Origin of the sequence: Rhodococcus sp. BH5 (genome assembly GCF_027583855.1) — a bacterium.
Classification (GTDB): Bacteria; Actinomycetota; Actinomycetes; order Mycobacteriales; family Mycobacteriaceae; genus Rhodococcus_F; species Rhodococcus_F qingshengii.
Genome location: NZ_JAJHVW010000004.1, coordinates 392,064 through 406,250, shown reverse-complemented (window position 1 = coordinate 406,250; position 14,187 = coordinate 392,064). Strand labels below are relative to the sequence as shown.

Here is a 14,187-nt window from a genome sequence, read left to right as displayed (position 1 = left end):
ACCGTAACGGACCCGGTACCAATACACTCCCTCACGGGCACATCGGGACGGTAGCCTGGAAGAGAACCGATTCCCCCGCTGACGAGGAGGTCGTGATGCCACAAGGTCTGATGCTCATCGCGTACGACGGTTCCGACAACGCCAAGCGTGCAGTCGACTATGCGGGGCGTTTCCTCTCCGCCAATCGTGCTGTTCTCGTCACTGCCTGGGAGCCCATGGTTCGCCAGGCCGCTCGCATGTCCGGCCTGTCCGGGGTGATGCAACCGGAGTGGGTTCCCGACGACGACGTCGAGGACATCGCCTACACCGACGCCAAAGTCACCCTCGCCGAGGGCGTCGCACTGGCCGAGGCCGCAGGCCTGACCGTCGAAGGCAGAAGCGCCGAGTGCCGATCCGCGATCTGGTCTGCAATCTGCGAAACCGCAGACGAATTGGACGTCGACATCATCGTGACCGGCACCCGTGGCACCACGGGTTTGCGGTCGCTACTGCAGAGCAGCGTCGCGGATCATGTTCTGCGTCACAGTCATCGGCCGGTGTTGATCGTCCCTCCGGGGAAGTGACCTTCGCGCATTCCTGATCCGTGGCCGACTAGTGTCGAAAGCACCATGGACGGTTTTGTTCTCTCGCGCCCCGATCACAGCGTGGTCACCCGCGGCGTACGACGCAGCTTCGACAGCTCCGACGCGGCCACCAACGCTCTGTCGGCAGGTACGACAAAGCTGATCGTCGGAGCGCTCCCCTTCGACCCGGCTGCCGCAACGGCGTTGTACGAACCTGCCGAGGCGACGATCGCGTCGCGGCCGTGGCAACCGCGCGATCCCCAGGCCCTGCCCACGACCCGGGTTGACCGGGAGATCCCGTCGTCGTCGGAGCATCTTCGTCGAGTGGAAAAGTTGATCGGACGCCTCCGCAGTGGAGAGATCGACAAGGTTGTCGCGGCTCGCACTGTGGAACTTCGCACGCAGACCCCGATCTCCCCAACCGCGCTCGCCGCACGCATGGCGGCGCTCAATCCCGTCGCCAACACCTTTGCCGTCGACCTCTCTGCTGCGGGAGCCGAATTCGAGGGCCACAGCCTGGTCGGCGCGACGCCCGAAGTATTGGTCAGTCGACGCGGGCGCGTCGTGACGTGTCGCCCGTTGGCCGGGACCACCAAGCGATCCGCCGACGCCGATCAAGACCGCGAGGCAGGCGAAAGCCTTCTGCATTCGACGAAGAATCTGGCCGAGCACGCCTTCGTGACGTCGTGGATCCGCGAGGTCCTGCAACCGATGTGCAGTGATCTGTCGGTGCCGGCAACTCCCGAACTGACCAATACTCACGAGGTCTGGCACTTGGCCAGCCCGATCCGCGGCACGCTGCGAAACGACACTACTGCGCTCGACCTCGCCATCGCGCTGCATCCGACGCCCGCGCTGTGCGGAACACCCACTGACGCGGCACTGAAGGTCATCCGCGAGACCGAGGAACCTCGGCGTTTCTACGGCGGCGCCGTGGGATGGTGCGACGAGGCCGGTGACGGCGATTGGGTAGTTGCCATCCGCTGCGCCGAGATCAGTGCAGACGGCCGCAACGCCTGGGCCAGCGCGGGTGGTGGAATTGTCGCCGAATCGGATCCGCAGGACGAACTCGACGAGACATCTACGAAACTGCGCACTCTGTTGACCGCGCTTGGCGCCGAAACCCTCGACTGACCAGCACGTCACGAGGGTAATCGTCCGGATTCTCGAGTGCGGGTGATACCTTGACCCGAGCAGTTCGTACGGGCCGGTAAGTCCGTCCGACCGCGAACGACCGACTAACGACCAATTGGGAGATCCGCGATGACGAAGTTCCTTGTCCCCGGTGTGGCCAGCGCTGTCATCGGTGCCGTTCTGGGTGCCGGCGTCATCTTCGGTGTCACGGCCGCCGCGTCGGACAACACTCGTCCCGAGATCGACCGCAGCGGAAACGCAGATTCTTCCGTGCTGAACCAGGTTGAGTACGGCAGCCGCTGAGAGCGCAGGCCTCGCGAGTTCCCGTTCTTCCGCCGACGCAGCGGTGTCTTCGGTAGACACCGCCCCGTCGGCAGAGCCCCTGTCGAAGCGGTGGCTGTTCGGCGCCTCCGTCGTAGCGTTTCTTCTCACTTTTCTGCAATCGCCGGGTCTGATCACCGCTGACACCAAGTACGACCTGACGCAGAATCCGTTCGGTTTTCTCGAACGCGCGTCGCATCAGTGGAGTAGTCAGGCCCCGCTCGGCCAGGTTCAAAACCAGGCCTACGGATATTTCTTTCCGCACGGGCCGTTCTTCGCGCTCGGCGAGTTGGCGAACGTTCCGCCGTGGGTCACCCAGCGCATCTGGTGGGCGCTGCTTCTGATCGCGGGTTTCTGGGGCATCATCCGCGTTGGCGAGGCTCTCGGAATCGGCAGCCGTAGTTCGCGCGTCATCGCAGCGGTTGCCTTTGTTCTCTCTCCCCGCGTGCTGACCACTCTCGGTTCGATTTCCTCGGAAACCCTGCCGATGATGTTGGCGCCGTGGGTGTTGTTGCCGGTGGTTTTGGCCTTCGGCCCTGTGCGTGGAAAAGGGGTCCCTGGACTCCCTGACCACTCACGGGGGTTGAGGCGGTTGGCCGCACAATCCGCACTTGCCGTCGCACTCATGGGTTCGATCAACGCCGTCGCCACCGCCGCGGCCTGCCTGGTCGCGATCATCTGGTGGCTCTCGCACAAACCCAACCGAACATGGCTGACGTTCACCGCGTGGTGGGCGCTGTTCGTCGCTCTCGGCACCCTCTGGTGGATCGTGCCGCTACTTCTGCTCGGCAAGATCAGCCCACCGTTTCTCGACTACATCGAGTCCGCCGGTGTCACCACTCAGTGGGCATCGCTCGCCGAGATACTTCGCGGCACGGACAGTTGGACCCCGTTCGTCTCCCCCGAACGCATTGCCGGCGCCGTCCTGGTCACCCAACCCGCAGCAGTCGTCGCCACCGGCCTGGTTGCCGCCGCCGGCCTCGCCGGGCTCTGCATGCGGTCCATGCCTGCTCGCGGCCGGCTGACGCTCATCCTGTTCGTCGGTATCACCGGCCTGGCCGCGGGTTACGTGGGTGAACTCAGCTCGCCGGTGTCGGAGTCGGTGCGCCTGTTCCTCGACTCGGCAGGCGCGCCGCTGCGCAACGTCCACAAGCTCGAGCCGTTGGTCCGTCTGCCGCTGGTGCTCGGACTCGCACACCTGCTGGCCAAAGTGCCACTGCCGGGATCGGTTCCACTCGCCCGATGGCGCCGCGCGTTCGCCCATCCCGAGCGCGAACCGATGGTCGCACTGACCAGCCTGATCCTCGTTGCCCTCACCCTCTCGACCGCCTTGGCCTGGACGGGAAAGCTCGCTCCCCGCGGTGCGTATCCGGACGTCCCCTCGTACTGGAACGAGGCGGCGCAGTGGCTCGAGGACAACACCTCCCCCGGATCGGAAGCCGAACGTGCCCTGGTCGTCCCGGGAGCGCCCTTCGGCAGCCAGGTGTGGGGTCTGACGCGTGACGAACCGCTTCAGGCGTTGGCGAGTACGCCGTGGGCAGTACGTGACTCGGTCCCGCTGACCCCTCCCGGCGCCATCCGAGCGCTCGATTCGGTGCAACGTCTCATCGCCGACGGACGTCCGTCGGACGGCCTCGCACAGACCTTGCTGGGGCAGGGCATCCACTACCTGGTGATGCGCAACGACCTCGACGGCGAAACGTCGCGCTCGGCCAGGCCGATTCTCGTGCACCAGGCGGTCGAAGGCTCTCCTGGAATCGAACGAGTCGCGCACTTCGGTGAGGACAACAGCCCCGAACCGATCGAAGGGCTGGTCGCGGACAGCGATCTGCGCCCCGGTTACCCGGCCATCGAGATCTTCGAGGTCACCCCGCCCGACGGCACCGCGGCGGTCAGCGGACCGTACTCCGTCGACCTGAACCAGGTTCCGCGCATACAAGGTGGGCCGGAATCGTCTGTGCGACTTCACGAAAGTGGGCTGGTTCCGGGGACCGGGCCGATGATTCTTGCCGCCGACGCCGAAGCTGCGGGACTGCCCGTCGATTCTGTCACCGTCACCGACACACCGCGCGATCGGGAAACCGATTTCGGTCAGGTCGACAACCACAGTTCCGCCCTGCGCACCCCTGACGACGCTCGTCGTACCTACAATCTGGTGCCCGACTACCCGGTTGCGAACACGCCTCTCGTGGAAGGCCGTTGGATCGGAGCTTCGATCACCGTCTCCAGCGCCGCCTCGGATGCCACCCAGCTGGGCGGCACTTCACCGTCGAGCAGTCCCGCGTCGACGGTCGACGGCGATCCCGCCACCGGCTGGTTCAGCAACGGCATCGAGCGCGCACTGGGCCAGTGGTTGCAGATCGACTTCGACACACCGATTTCCAGTGGGTTGCTTCATCTGACCACCAGTGCCGCGGCAATCGGAGCTCCCGTCAAATGGCTCGAGGTCTCGACACCGAACGGCAGCACAGCGGTGAAGGTGGAGCGTCCCGGTGAGCCCATCACCGTCTCGATCCCGGGCGGCACCACTCCGTGGGTACGCATCACAGCGACTCACACCGAAAACGGATCGCCTGGAACACAGTTCGGCATCAGCGAACTCTCCGTCGAAGACTTCTCCGATCGCAGCGCACCGAAGACCGTACCGATCCGTTTCGACACGGTCCTGCCGAATACGCCGACGGGCGCATCCGTGAACGCCTGGAATCTGAGCCAGGAGTTCCCCGGTCGCAACGCGTGCGCGGACTCGACCGACCGCGTGCGGTGCAGCAATGCATTCATGGCGATACCGGAAGAGCCGAGCCGCTTCCAGCGCACGCTCACGGTGCCCGAAAACACAGTCGTTACACCGACACTGACTGTCCGAGCGCGTCAGGGCAACGCCCTCGAAGATCTGCTTGCCGTCCCAGGCCGAATCACGGCTTCGGGTTCGAGCGACATCGGCGACACACGCGGATCTGCCTTCGCTGCCACCGACGGCGACGCACGCACCACGTGGTCGGCGCCGCAGAGCACCACAGAACCGGGCGGCCCGAAACCGACGCTGACTCTCAATCTTCCCGAGCCCACCCTGGTCACCGGCCTGGACATCACCCGGGGACTCGGCACCCTGCCGTCGCTGCCGACCAGCGTCGCGGTGAATCTCGGCAACGGGCCGCAGGTGCGAGAGCTGCCCGAACCCTCGGACGACACGCCTCGAACCAGTCGAATTACCCTCTCCCCCTTCGTCACCGACAAGATCGTCCTGAGCATCACCGATTGGGAACCGGTCCTCGATCAGACGGCGCTCGGCTTCGCCCAGGCGCAGCCCACCGGCCTCGCCGAGGTCGGCGTCATCGGTGCCGACGGAACCCCGATCGCCGGTTCGGGAGTGCAGGGCTCGGACTCATTCGACAACCGCACCGTCACCGTCACCTGTGGCGACGGCCCGACCATTTCGGTTGCCGGACAGCAATTCCCCACCTCGATCACGGCGACGGCGACGCAACTTCGGACCGGCGCACCCGTCGAGGCACGTGTGTGCGGTCTGGACGCTTCGGCGACTTTGCCGGCGGGACAGCCTGAAGTGGTCGTCGAACCAGGCCCCGCATTCTCGGTCGACAATCTCGACCTGGCGGCGGTCGGTCCTTCAGCCGCGCAGCGGAATACACCGCTCGAATCGACCGCGTGGACGGCGAATCACCGCGAACTCACCGTCACGAACTCGTCCGCCGATCAGCTGATCGTCAATCCCGAGAGCACCAGCATCGGTTGGATCGCCACGGCGCCGGACGGTTCCGAGCTGACGCCGGTGGTCGTGAACGGTTGGCAGCAGGGCTGGATCGTGCCGGCAGGCACCGCGGGAACCGTCACCATCGACTTCCCCAGCGACCGTTGGTACCGCCTCGGCATCTTCGGCGGGCTCGTGTTGCTGATCCCGCTGCTGTTCGCGGCTCTTGTCCCCACTCGCCGAGAGCCCAAGCCCCTCACACCACCCCGACCGTGGCGCAGCGTCGCGGCAGGATGGGTGGGCGTACTCGCGGCGGCCACCGTCATCGGCGGCGGAGTGGGAGCGGCGATCGCAGTTGTGTGCTCGATCCTCGGACTTGCCGCGCTGCGAATCTTCGGCCCGGCGCGGACCGCACGCATTCTCGTCGGCACCGCCGGCGTGGCCGCGATGATCGGCATCACGCTGCTCTCGACCGGACCGTGGCGGGCACCGGGCGGCTACGTGGGCGACTCGTTCGCGATTCAGTTCTCGATGTTGGTGGCCTTGGTCGTGACCGGGTTGGCCGCGTTGCCCTTTGCCGGTTCACCGATGTGGCGACGCTTCTCCCAGCGCGTCACCGCGACGCGCGCCGGTTCCTCCACCAAGGCGTAACTGGCCGAGGCCACAGCGACGCTCAGGACGACCGTCAGGGCCAGGACGTAGAAGAAGCTGCCCGAGAACGGAACTATGCCGAACACGGGGAACACAGCGTTCAATACGGCCAGGTGCCAGATGAACAGGCCGTAGGACCAGCGTCCGATTGCCAGCGCCAGCGGGCTCGCCAGGAATCGATGCTGCGATTGATCGCGCAGAACCAGTGGAGCGATCAACGAGAAGCTGATGATCGCACCGAGTGCAATCTTGATCGCGTACTGCCACGGCTCAGGCCGCACCAGACCTTCGGGCCCGGCCAGATCAGTGCACGAGAGAACGAAGGCGATAAAGGCAATGAGGGTCAGGAGCACCCGCCGGTGCGCGAGGCGATGCATCCACGTCGACGGGCCCACGGCCAGCTCGGCCAGCACCATGCCGGCGCCGAACCACGGCAGGTAGCCCGGCAGCCAGTTGTCGTGGTGAATGGCGTCCGGAGTCGGGATCGGAATGAAAGCCCACGTCAGCGCCAACACCGACACCCCGAGCAGAAGCGGGAGCCGGAACCGGGCCGAGTTTCCGCGTAGTCGCACCATCAGATACGCGAACAGCGGTAGCAGAACATAGAACGCAACCTCGACCGACAGGCTCCACATCTGCGTGAGGCCCTCGGTGAGTGTCAACGGCACGAAGACCTGCGCCAACCCGAGATTCGCCAGCCACACTTGGTAGCCCCCGCCGGCTCCGGGCAGGAACAGCAGGATCAGCACCACCGCCACCCAGTACGCCGGCAGGATTCGCGTCGCGCGGGAGATCCAGTACCGGACGGTCGACTGCGGCTGCCCGATTCCGCGGGCCTTTGCCGCGTGGGGGCGCCACAGGAGAAATCCGGACAAGGCAAAGAACACCGCTACGGCGAGATCGAGTCGACCGAACGCGCGCCCGATCGCGCCGGACTGCGCTTCACCGGTTTGGAACGCGACATGGGTGACGAGGACACCGAGCGCCGCCAATCCACGCATACCGTCCAAAGCCGGAACGAAGCCCCGAGCCTGTGGCGGGACCGTCTGAGGGGAATTCGTGGAACTGATCATCACGGATAAGTGTGCACCCCAGGCCGATTGAGGGAAACCACCAGGGACTCACAACAAAATGCCTGGCCAATTCATGCCCTCATGCGACAAACCGGGCCGGTGGACTGTTAGTGTTCTGCCACACATGGTGTCCATCGGGGGCCCCATGCGATCTGCGCAGCTCATATTGTGCCGGTTGGGGAACCTCGAAAGACTTAACGGGTTAGGAGTCACAGCATGGCGGAACGCTCAGGGCCGAGCCGGATACTTCCTTGCATTCTGGTGGGCCTCGGTGCCTTCCTTTTGGCCATCGCCATCCTCATTCCTACCTACACGGTAGGCAAGCTGGAGAAGACGCCACTCGACCTCGAGGTGACCACTGTCGCCACAGGCACCGGTAGCGTCCTCAACTCGGCGGCCCTCCTCGGCGGAAAGGCACAGGTCGACACCAACGTGCCGATCGTCGCTCAGCGCTACGTCACCACGCAGGACCCGTCCGACGCCGACATCATCACCGTCGAAGCCGGCCAGACCGTCCGTCGTACCGACAAGCAGGGTGACACCGGACTGCTGACCGCAACCCTGGACCGCGTCACGCTCGATCGCGTCAGCTCGATGCCGACCAACGATCCGGTCGGAACCGTCCAGACGTCCAGCGACCAGCCCGCCGAAGAAGTTTCCCGCGACGGTCTGCAGTACAAGTTCCCGTTCAACACGGAACAGAAGAGCTACCCCTACTTCGACCTGAACGCTCGCGCCACGAAGGACATCGACTTCGTCGAAGAGACCGAGATCAACGGTCTGAAGGTGTACCACTTCCAGCAGACGATCGATCCCGTCGACCTGTCGAAGGTCGTCAACTCCCCCACCAACAAGCTGAGCCTGCCCGCCGACACCTGGGGCGTTCCCGGTGGCGCTACTCCGATCACGATGACGCGTTGGTACACCAACGTCCGTGACCTGTGGGTCGAGCCCAAGACCGGCGTCGTCGTCAAGGGCCAGGAGCAGTTGCACCAGTACTACGGACGCAACAAGGACTCGGTCGACGTCGAGGTTCTCAAGGTCACGCTGCCCTTCGACGAAGCAACCATCGAGTACCAGGTCCAGCAGGCACGTGACGGCATGGACAAGCTCTCGCTGTTCGCCCGCACAGTCCCGATCGTGGCAGGTGTGCTCGGCGTCATCGCGCTGATCGCCGGTATCTTCCTCGGCATTCGCGGCGGCAAGGGCGGAACTCCGGCCCGCGCTGCACACGGCGGAACGAACCAGAATCCCAGCGGCCAGGGCTCGCCCGAGCCGGCTCCGGGTGAGCACGACTGGACCTCGGACGACACTCAGGTGATTCCGCGTCCGGATCTGCGCAAGGACTGATTCAGACAGTAAGCAGAGCGCCCCTTCCACACGGAAGGGGCGCTCTGCTGCGTTTCGGGGCTTTGTTGCCGGATCGGCGTACGGATTGGCGCAACGCGTCGTTCTCTCCGCGTGGTTGCGGGCTTAGCGTTTTCTGGAAGTCCAGACCACCCCGAACACGAGGAGCCACATGCCCGCATCAACAGTTCTGGGTTCGCACATCTGTGTCAGCGATCTGACGCGACGGAGATTTGTTGTCGGCACGGCTGCATTCTCCGGGCTGTTCGCCGCCGGTTGCGCGAGGTCCGCCGGTACCGAGGGCGATTCGGCCGGGATGCGCACGGTCACGACCTCGCTCGGAACCTACGACATTCCGGTGACACCGAAACGCGTCGTCGCCATCGACTCCCGACTCGACCTCGAACCAGCCGTTGCGATGGGCCTGCCGGTCATCGCGTACAGCTTCGACGCCGCCGAGCCGTGGGTTCCGGCCGATCCCACGGCACAGGTGTTCGAGGCACCGGTCAACGTCGAGGCAATTCTCGCGCTGGAACCGGACCTGATCATCTGCACCGACATCGGTGAGGCCTCCGACATGTGGCCGCTACAGCAGTTGAGCCAGACAGCGCCTGTGCTTCCGATGGACTTCACGCGCCCGTGGCGCGAGAACATCGATCAGCTGGCGAGTTGGCTGAATCGCACCGAGAACCCCGACGTCCGTCAGGTCATCGGAGCGTACGAGGACAAGGCAGCCGGATTGAAGGAACGCCACGCCCCGAGCTTGGCGAGCAAGCAGATCGTGCTGCTGAACTACGTGAATCAGAAGGTCAACGGCGTCAACCGCAAGGGCATCTCCACACAGGTGGCCGAAGACCTCGGCGTCCAGCTCCAGTGGCCGGTCGAGGGACAGAAGGAGATCTCTACCGAAAACCTCGTGACTGCCCTCGACTCGGCCGACGGAATGATCGTCACCACCCCGCCCGGCGTGGATCCCGTCAGCGACGACCGCGCGATGTGGAACCGTATCCGCGCAGTACAAGGCGACAACGTCGTCTACACGGGTGGGAACATCAACTACGGATCCGTCTACACCGCGATGCGTACGCTCGACTACTTCGACGATTTGTTCACGCGTCTGGAGAACTGACGCCGGTGTGAGGTGCCGGCCGGGCGCGGTCGGCACTTCGCACTGCGGCGACGGACACCGCCAACGCCGTCGTCGACGCAACCACCACGGCGACGCCGATCAACTCTCCCGGCGTCTTCGCCCACACCAGCATCACCGTCGCCTCCACGGCCAGTCCTGCCCACGCCAGAACGGCCACTCGTGTGCGTTCTGACGCGATTGCGGACAGCAAAGCACCCTGGAGTACCGCCAGCGCTGCACCGTGCAGGGCGAAGGCCCACAGCATCGGAGCCACGGCGGCGTACGCGTCGCCCACGAGCATCGGCACCAGCGGGCCGGCAACCGCGGCCCCCAGAACCAGGACGGCGCCGATACCGACGAGCACCGCCAACGCCGAGCGAACCGCCTGCGCCGAGTGCGCCGGGTTCGCCATCTTCGGGTACAGCACGACGCCCACTGCCTGTGGCAGCCAGAACGCCACCTTCGTCGCGACGGCGCCGAGTGCGTAGACACCGGCGTCGTATTCGCTGAGAACGACACGGACGATCAGCAGGTCCAGCGAAGACAACGCGATCAGCGCGAGCTGAACCTGAGACGCCGCGAGCACGGAGACGACGCCGATACGCACCGGACGGTCCTCGCTCACCGAGACGGTTCGGTCGACCACTCGAACTATCGCCACCAGCAACGCAGTTCCGGCCGCGCCCGCGACCAATGCCGCGCCTGCTCCGCCGCCGAAAGCCAGAACGATCACTGCCGGAAGGACTTTCATCACCCCGGCCCCTGCCAGTACGGCGCTGAGAGTGCCGAATCGACCGTGTCCTTGCAACAACCCCTGCTCCGTGGCCAGCAGAACCAACATGGGCGCAGTCACCAATGCCGAGAACGACGCCACGATTCCGGTGTCGAGCAGCCACGCCATCGCCGGAGTGAGCGCCACCGCGAGGACGGCGACGATCGCGGTGCATCGATACCCCAACGACCGCAACGCATCTGTGCTCTTGCCACGCACCGCCTCGCGGGCGACCACCGTCTGCAACGCCAAAGCCGGAACCGCAAGTACCAACTGGGCGGCAAGCAGACTCGCGAACTCGCCGTAGCCGACCGGACCCAACCATCGGCTGGCCAACCATGCCAACAGGTACGACGCGACATTGGCCGTCATCGATCCCACCAAAACCATGCCGACCCCGGCCGCGGCGGCGCGATCGAGTGGTTGGCGAGGCATGGCAGTAATGATGCACCACGTATCGTGCGCGTCATGACAGTGCAAGCCGGATACCGCCGTTACCTGCCTGCGGCGTACAGCCTGGCGCTGGCACTGTTGATCCTCGGACCGCTGCTCGGCCCCGGCTACCTCCTGCTGCGCGACGCCGTCAGCACGCCGCGCTCGTACCTGACCGACTCCGCCCTCGGACTCACCGACGCCGCGGCCCGCGCCGTTCCCCAGGACGCACTGATCGCAGCGTTGAGCACCGTGATCGACGGCGGACTGGTGGTCAAGTTCATCCTGCTCGTGGCGCTCTGGCTCGCCGGTTGGGGTGCGGCGCGCATGGTCGCCGTCCTGCTGCCGACGGCCGGTGTCGGTCCACAACTGGTCGCGTCGACGGTGATGCTCTGGAACCCCTACGTGGCCGAGCGCCTGTTACAAGGACATTGGAGCCTGCTGACCGGTTATGCCGCACTGCCGTGGATCGTGTGTGCCGGAATCGGAGTTCGCCGAGCCACGCCCGGGTCCTGGTGGGCGTTGGCCGCGTCACTGGCATACGCGGGTCTGACACCTACCGGCGCTCTGCTCGCTCTGACAGCCGCGCTGGTGGTGGTAGCCACCCCCGGAGGCCGAACCTCGGCCATGCGGCGTGTCTGCGGCGCTATCGGGCTGTTCCTCGTCGCCGCCTCGCCGTGGTTGGTCGCCACCTTCGTATCCGGAGCAGCAGGCGACGGTTCCGATCCAGCGGGAGTCGCCGCCTTTGCCGCCCGAGCAGAACCGGGACTCGCGACGCTCGGCAGCCTCGCCGGGCTCGGCGGTATCTGGAACTCGGCAGCGGTACCGTCCACGCGCACAACACTCTTCGCGTTGGTCGGAACAGTTCTTCTGCTTGTCGTGGTGTTTGCCGGTGTGCCCGCTCTATGGCGCCGACGCCGGAACCCCGTTGTCAGTGGACTCGGCGCGCTGGCCCTGTTCGCGGTGCTCGCTCCGACCCTGGGCGCTACTCCGTGGGGGCTCGACGTCGGCCGATGGTCGGTCGAGGTGTTCACCGGCGCCGGTCTACTGCGTGACGCGCAGAAGTGGGTCGCGCTGGCCGTCCCGTTCTACGCACTTGCTGCGGCCGCCGCGGTGATGTGGGCAGGAAATCGGTTCTCCCTCCCCCGCCCGGCATTCTCGGTCGCCGCCGTCGTGGTGACGATCGTGGCACTGCCGGATCTGGTGTGGGGTGTCGGCGGCGCGTTGAAGCCCGTGCACTACCCCGGGTCCTGGACCGTGGTGACCGAGCAACTGCGAGACGAAACCGGTGACGTTGCAGTGCTTCCCGCCGGAATGTTCCGCGCGTTCCCCTACAGCGGTGATGCGCCGGTACTCGACCCTGCACCACGCTTCCTGCCCCTCGACGTTCTGCAGACCGGCCAACTGGTGGTTGCCGGTGGTGCTGTCGGCGGCGAGGGGACTCGGGCAACTCGGGTCGAGGACCTACTGCTGGCCGGCGGAAGTCCTACGCAGTTGGCCGATCTCGGAGTCGGATGGGTACTGATCGAGCGCGGGACACCAGGTCAACTCGGCAACTCGGCAACCACGCTCGACGGCTTGGAACAGGTCTTCGCCGACAACGATCTCGCGCTATTCCGAGTACCGGGAGACATTGCCACGCAGGAAGCCTCGACCAGTGCCCGAACTGCCGTCGTAGTTGCGCATCTCGCGTGGGTACTGATGGGTGCGATCGCGCTGATCTCAGTCGGACTGAACCAGAACCGAATTCGACTCGCGCGGCGCGGCCAGTCCTGAGACCCACCGACCGTCGTTGTGCGCGGTCAGCACCTCGAGCACTCCGGTGCCGGTCTGCTCCCAGGAGAACTCACCGGACCACACCCGAGCTTTCTCACCGAGCACCATGCGAAGTTCGTGGTCGCGGAGCAGAGTGCCGGCAGCCTGCGTCAGATCGGCGATGTCGCCGTCACCGGCATTCTCGCCCCCGACCAGAAGGCCCGTCACTCCGTCGACGATCGAGTCGGTCAGACCCTTCGAACTGCGGTAACCGATCGTCGGAACACCGTGCTGCGCAGCCTCGATGACCGCCAGGCCCCACCCTTCCTTCCGCGAAGGCATGAGGTGGATCCACGACGGCGCCAGCAGTTCGTGTTTACGAGCCTCGTCGACGTGGCCGTAGAACGAGACGGCGTCACCGATCCCCAACTCGGCGGCGCGATCGCGCAGGTTCTGCTCCCACCAACCACCACCGATGACGTCGAGATGGATGTCCGGAAGCGTCGGCCGCAGGGCTGCGACCGCTTCGAGTGCGTCCTCGATCTGCTTGTGCGGCACCAGCCGTGAGAGAACCGAGATGGTGGGACGCTCGGCCCTGGTGATCGATCCGCCCGCGTCGACGCCGACGGGGAGCCGATCGGCACCGTTACGCACCACGGCAATTCGTTCGCGCTCGACACCGAGGTCCACCAATTCTTCCGCTGAGGGAAGCGACACCGTCAGATACTGACTACGTCGATGGGTGCGCGGTGACAATCGCGATTCGACCCACCAGCCGATCCGGCCGACGAGCTTGCCTGCCACCGGCCACTGTTCGCGATGGCAATGATGGACCAGAAGCGTGACCGGTGCACCCGCCACGGTCTTCGAGAAGAAGGGGATGCCGTTCTGGGTGTCGATCACCGCGTCGGGGCGGATGCCCTTGAGCGATCCGAAACCCAGACGTCCGGCGGCAATGGCGGCCAGAGCGCGGGGGTACACGCTGAAACGTCCACCGGCCCGGCTGATCGTGATGCCGTCTCGAACCTCCGACGCGGGCGCCCCGGGATACGACGCCGTCCGCAGCGTCACCTTGATACCGCGCTCGGCCAACTGGGATCCGACCTGCTCGAGGTAACGCTCGCTTCCACCGCCCTGGGGATGCCCGGTATCGCGCCAGCAGAGCAACAGAACCTCGCGCACGTGCGTTACTCCCTGAGTTGGTCGGTGGCCACCCCGGTTCGGGCGATCCTGCGGGATGCCCCGCCTGACCGGCCGGTAACCCTGCCGAACACCCTAACTGTTCGAGCGTCCGTATTGCC

9 protein-coding genes and 1 pseudogene are annotated in these 14,187 nt (G+C 65.6%); 7 read left to right on the top strand and 3 right to left on the bottom strand.

Translation table 11 applies throughout. The annotated features are described in order from the left end of the window. Positions 1 to 95 precede the first annotated feature (95 nt). The 4 genes from RhoBH5_RS13540 to RhoBH5_RS32580 all read left to right on the top strand — a co-directional run bounded on the left by RhoBH5_RS13540 (position 96) and on the right by RhoBH5_RS32580 (position 6,378). Complete coding sequence (locus tag RhoBH5_RS13540) at positions 96 to 563, top strand: universal stress protein (RefSeq protein ID WP_003945900.1); 468 nt, start codon at positions 96 to 98, stop codon at positions 561 to 563. Positions 564 to 608: 45 nt separating this feature from the next. Then, complete coding sequence (locus RhoBH5_RS13535) at positions 609 to 1,697, top strand: isochorismate synthase (RefSeq protein ID WP_083058398.1); 1,089 nt, start codon at positions 609 to 611, stop codon at positions 1,695 to 1,697. 129 nt (positions 1,698 to 1,826) lie between these two features. Beyond that, positions 1,827 to 2,000: a DUF2613 domain-containing protein gene (locus RhoBH5_RS13530; protein ID WP_003945488.1), complete on the top strand. Its 174-nt coding sequence runs from the start codon at positions 1,827 to 1,829 to the stop codon at positions 1,998 to 2,000. Positions 2,001 to 2,043: 43 nt separating this feature from the next. Next, complete coding sequence (locus RhoBH5_RS32580) at positions 2,044 to 6,378, top strand: alpha-(1->3)-arabinofuranosyltransferase (protein ID WP_333482248.1); 4,335 nt, start codon at positions 2,044 to 2,046, stop codon at positions 6,376 to 6,378. Positions 6,379 to 6,401: 23 nt separating this feature from the next. Here the strand turns inward: RhoBH5_RS32580 and RhoBH5_RS13520 are convergent. After that, positions 6,402 to 7,451, bottom strand: a pseudogene (locus tag RhoBH5_RS13520) (acyltransferase family protein); the annotation flags it as partial. Between the two features lie 216 nt (positions 7,452 to 7,667). Here RhoBH5_RS13520 and RhoBH5_RS13515 point away from each other — a divergent pair. After that, entirely contained in the window at positions 7,668 to 8,801 is a 1,134-nt protein-coding gene (locus RhoBH5_RS13515) for a DUF3068 domain-containing protein (RefSeq protein ID WP_270008408.1), read from the top strand. Positions 8,802 to 8,970: 169 nt separating this feature from the next. Next, positions 8,971 to 9,927, top strand: coding sequence for an ABC transporter substrate-binding protein (locus tag RhoBH5_RS13510; protein ID WP_136471523.1), 957 nt, complete (start codon positions 8,971 to 8,973; stop codon positions 9,925 to 9,927). Here RhoBH5_RS13510 and RhoBH5_RS13505 read toward each other — a convergent pair. Continuing rightward, positions 9,908 to 11,134: a lipopolysaccharide biosynthesis protein gene (locus RhoBH5_RS13505; protein ID WP_116057169.1), complete on the bottom strand. Its 1,227-nt coding sequence runs from the start codon at positions 11,132 to 11,134 to the stop codon at positions 9,908 to 9,910. The two genes, RhoBH5_RS13510 and RhoBH5_RS13505, sit on opposite strands and share 20 nt — an antisense overlap. A 33-nt stretch (positions 11,135 to 11,167) precedes the next feature. On the opposite strand from RhoBH5_RS13505, the gene RhoBH5_RS13500 reads away from it, so the two are divergent. Continuing rightward, positions 11,168 to 12,907: a hypothetical protein gene (locus RhoBH5_RS13500; RefSeq protein ID WP_270008407.1), complete on the top strand. Its 1,740-nt coding sequence runs from the start codon at positions 11,168 to 11,170 to the stop codon at positions 12,905 to 12,907. Here RhoBH5_RS13500 and RhoBH5_RS13495 read toward each other — a convergent pair. Beyond that, the gene (locus tag RhoBH5_RS13495) at positions 12,854 to 14,068 is read right to left on the bottom strand and encodes a glycosyltransferase family 4 protein (RefSeq protein ID WP_270008406.1); all 1,215 of its coding nucleotides are present in this window, start codon (positions 14,066 to 14,068) and stop codon (positions 12,854 to 12,856) included. The two genes, RhoBH5_RS13500 and RhoBH5_RS13495, sit on opposite strands and share 54 nt — an antisense overlap. Between the last annotated feature and the right edge of the window lie 119 nt (positions 14,069 to 14,187).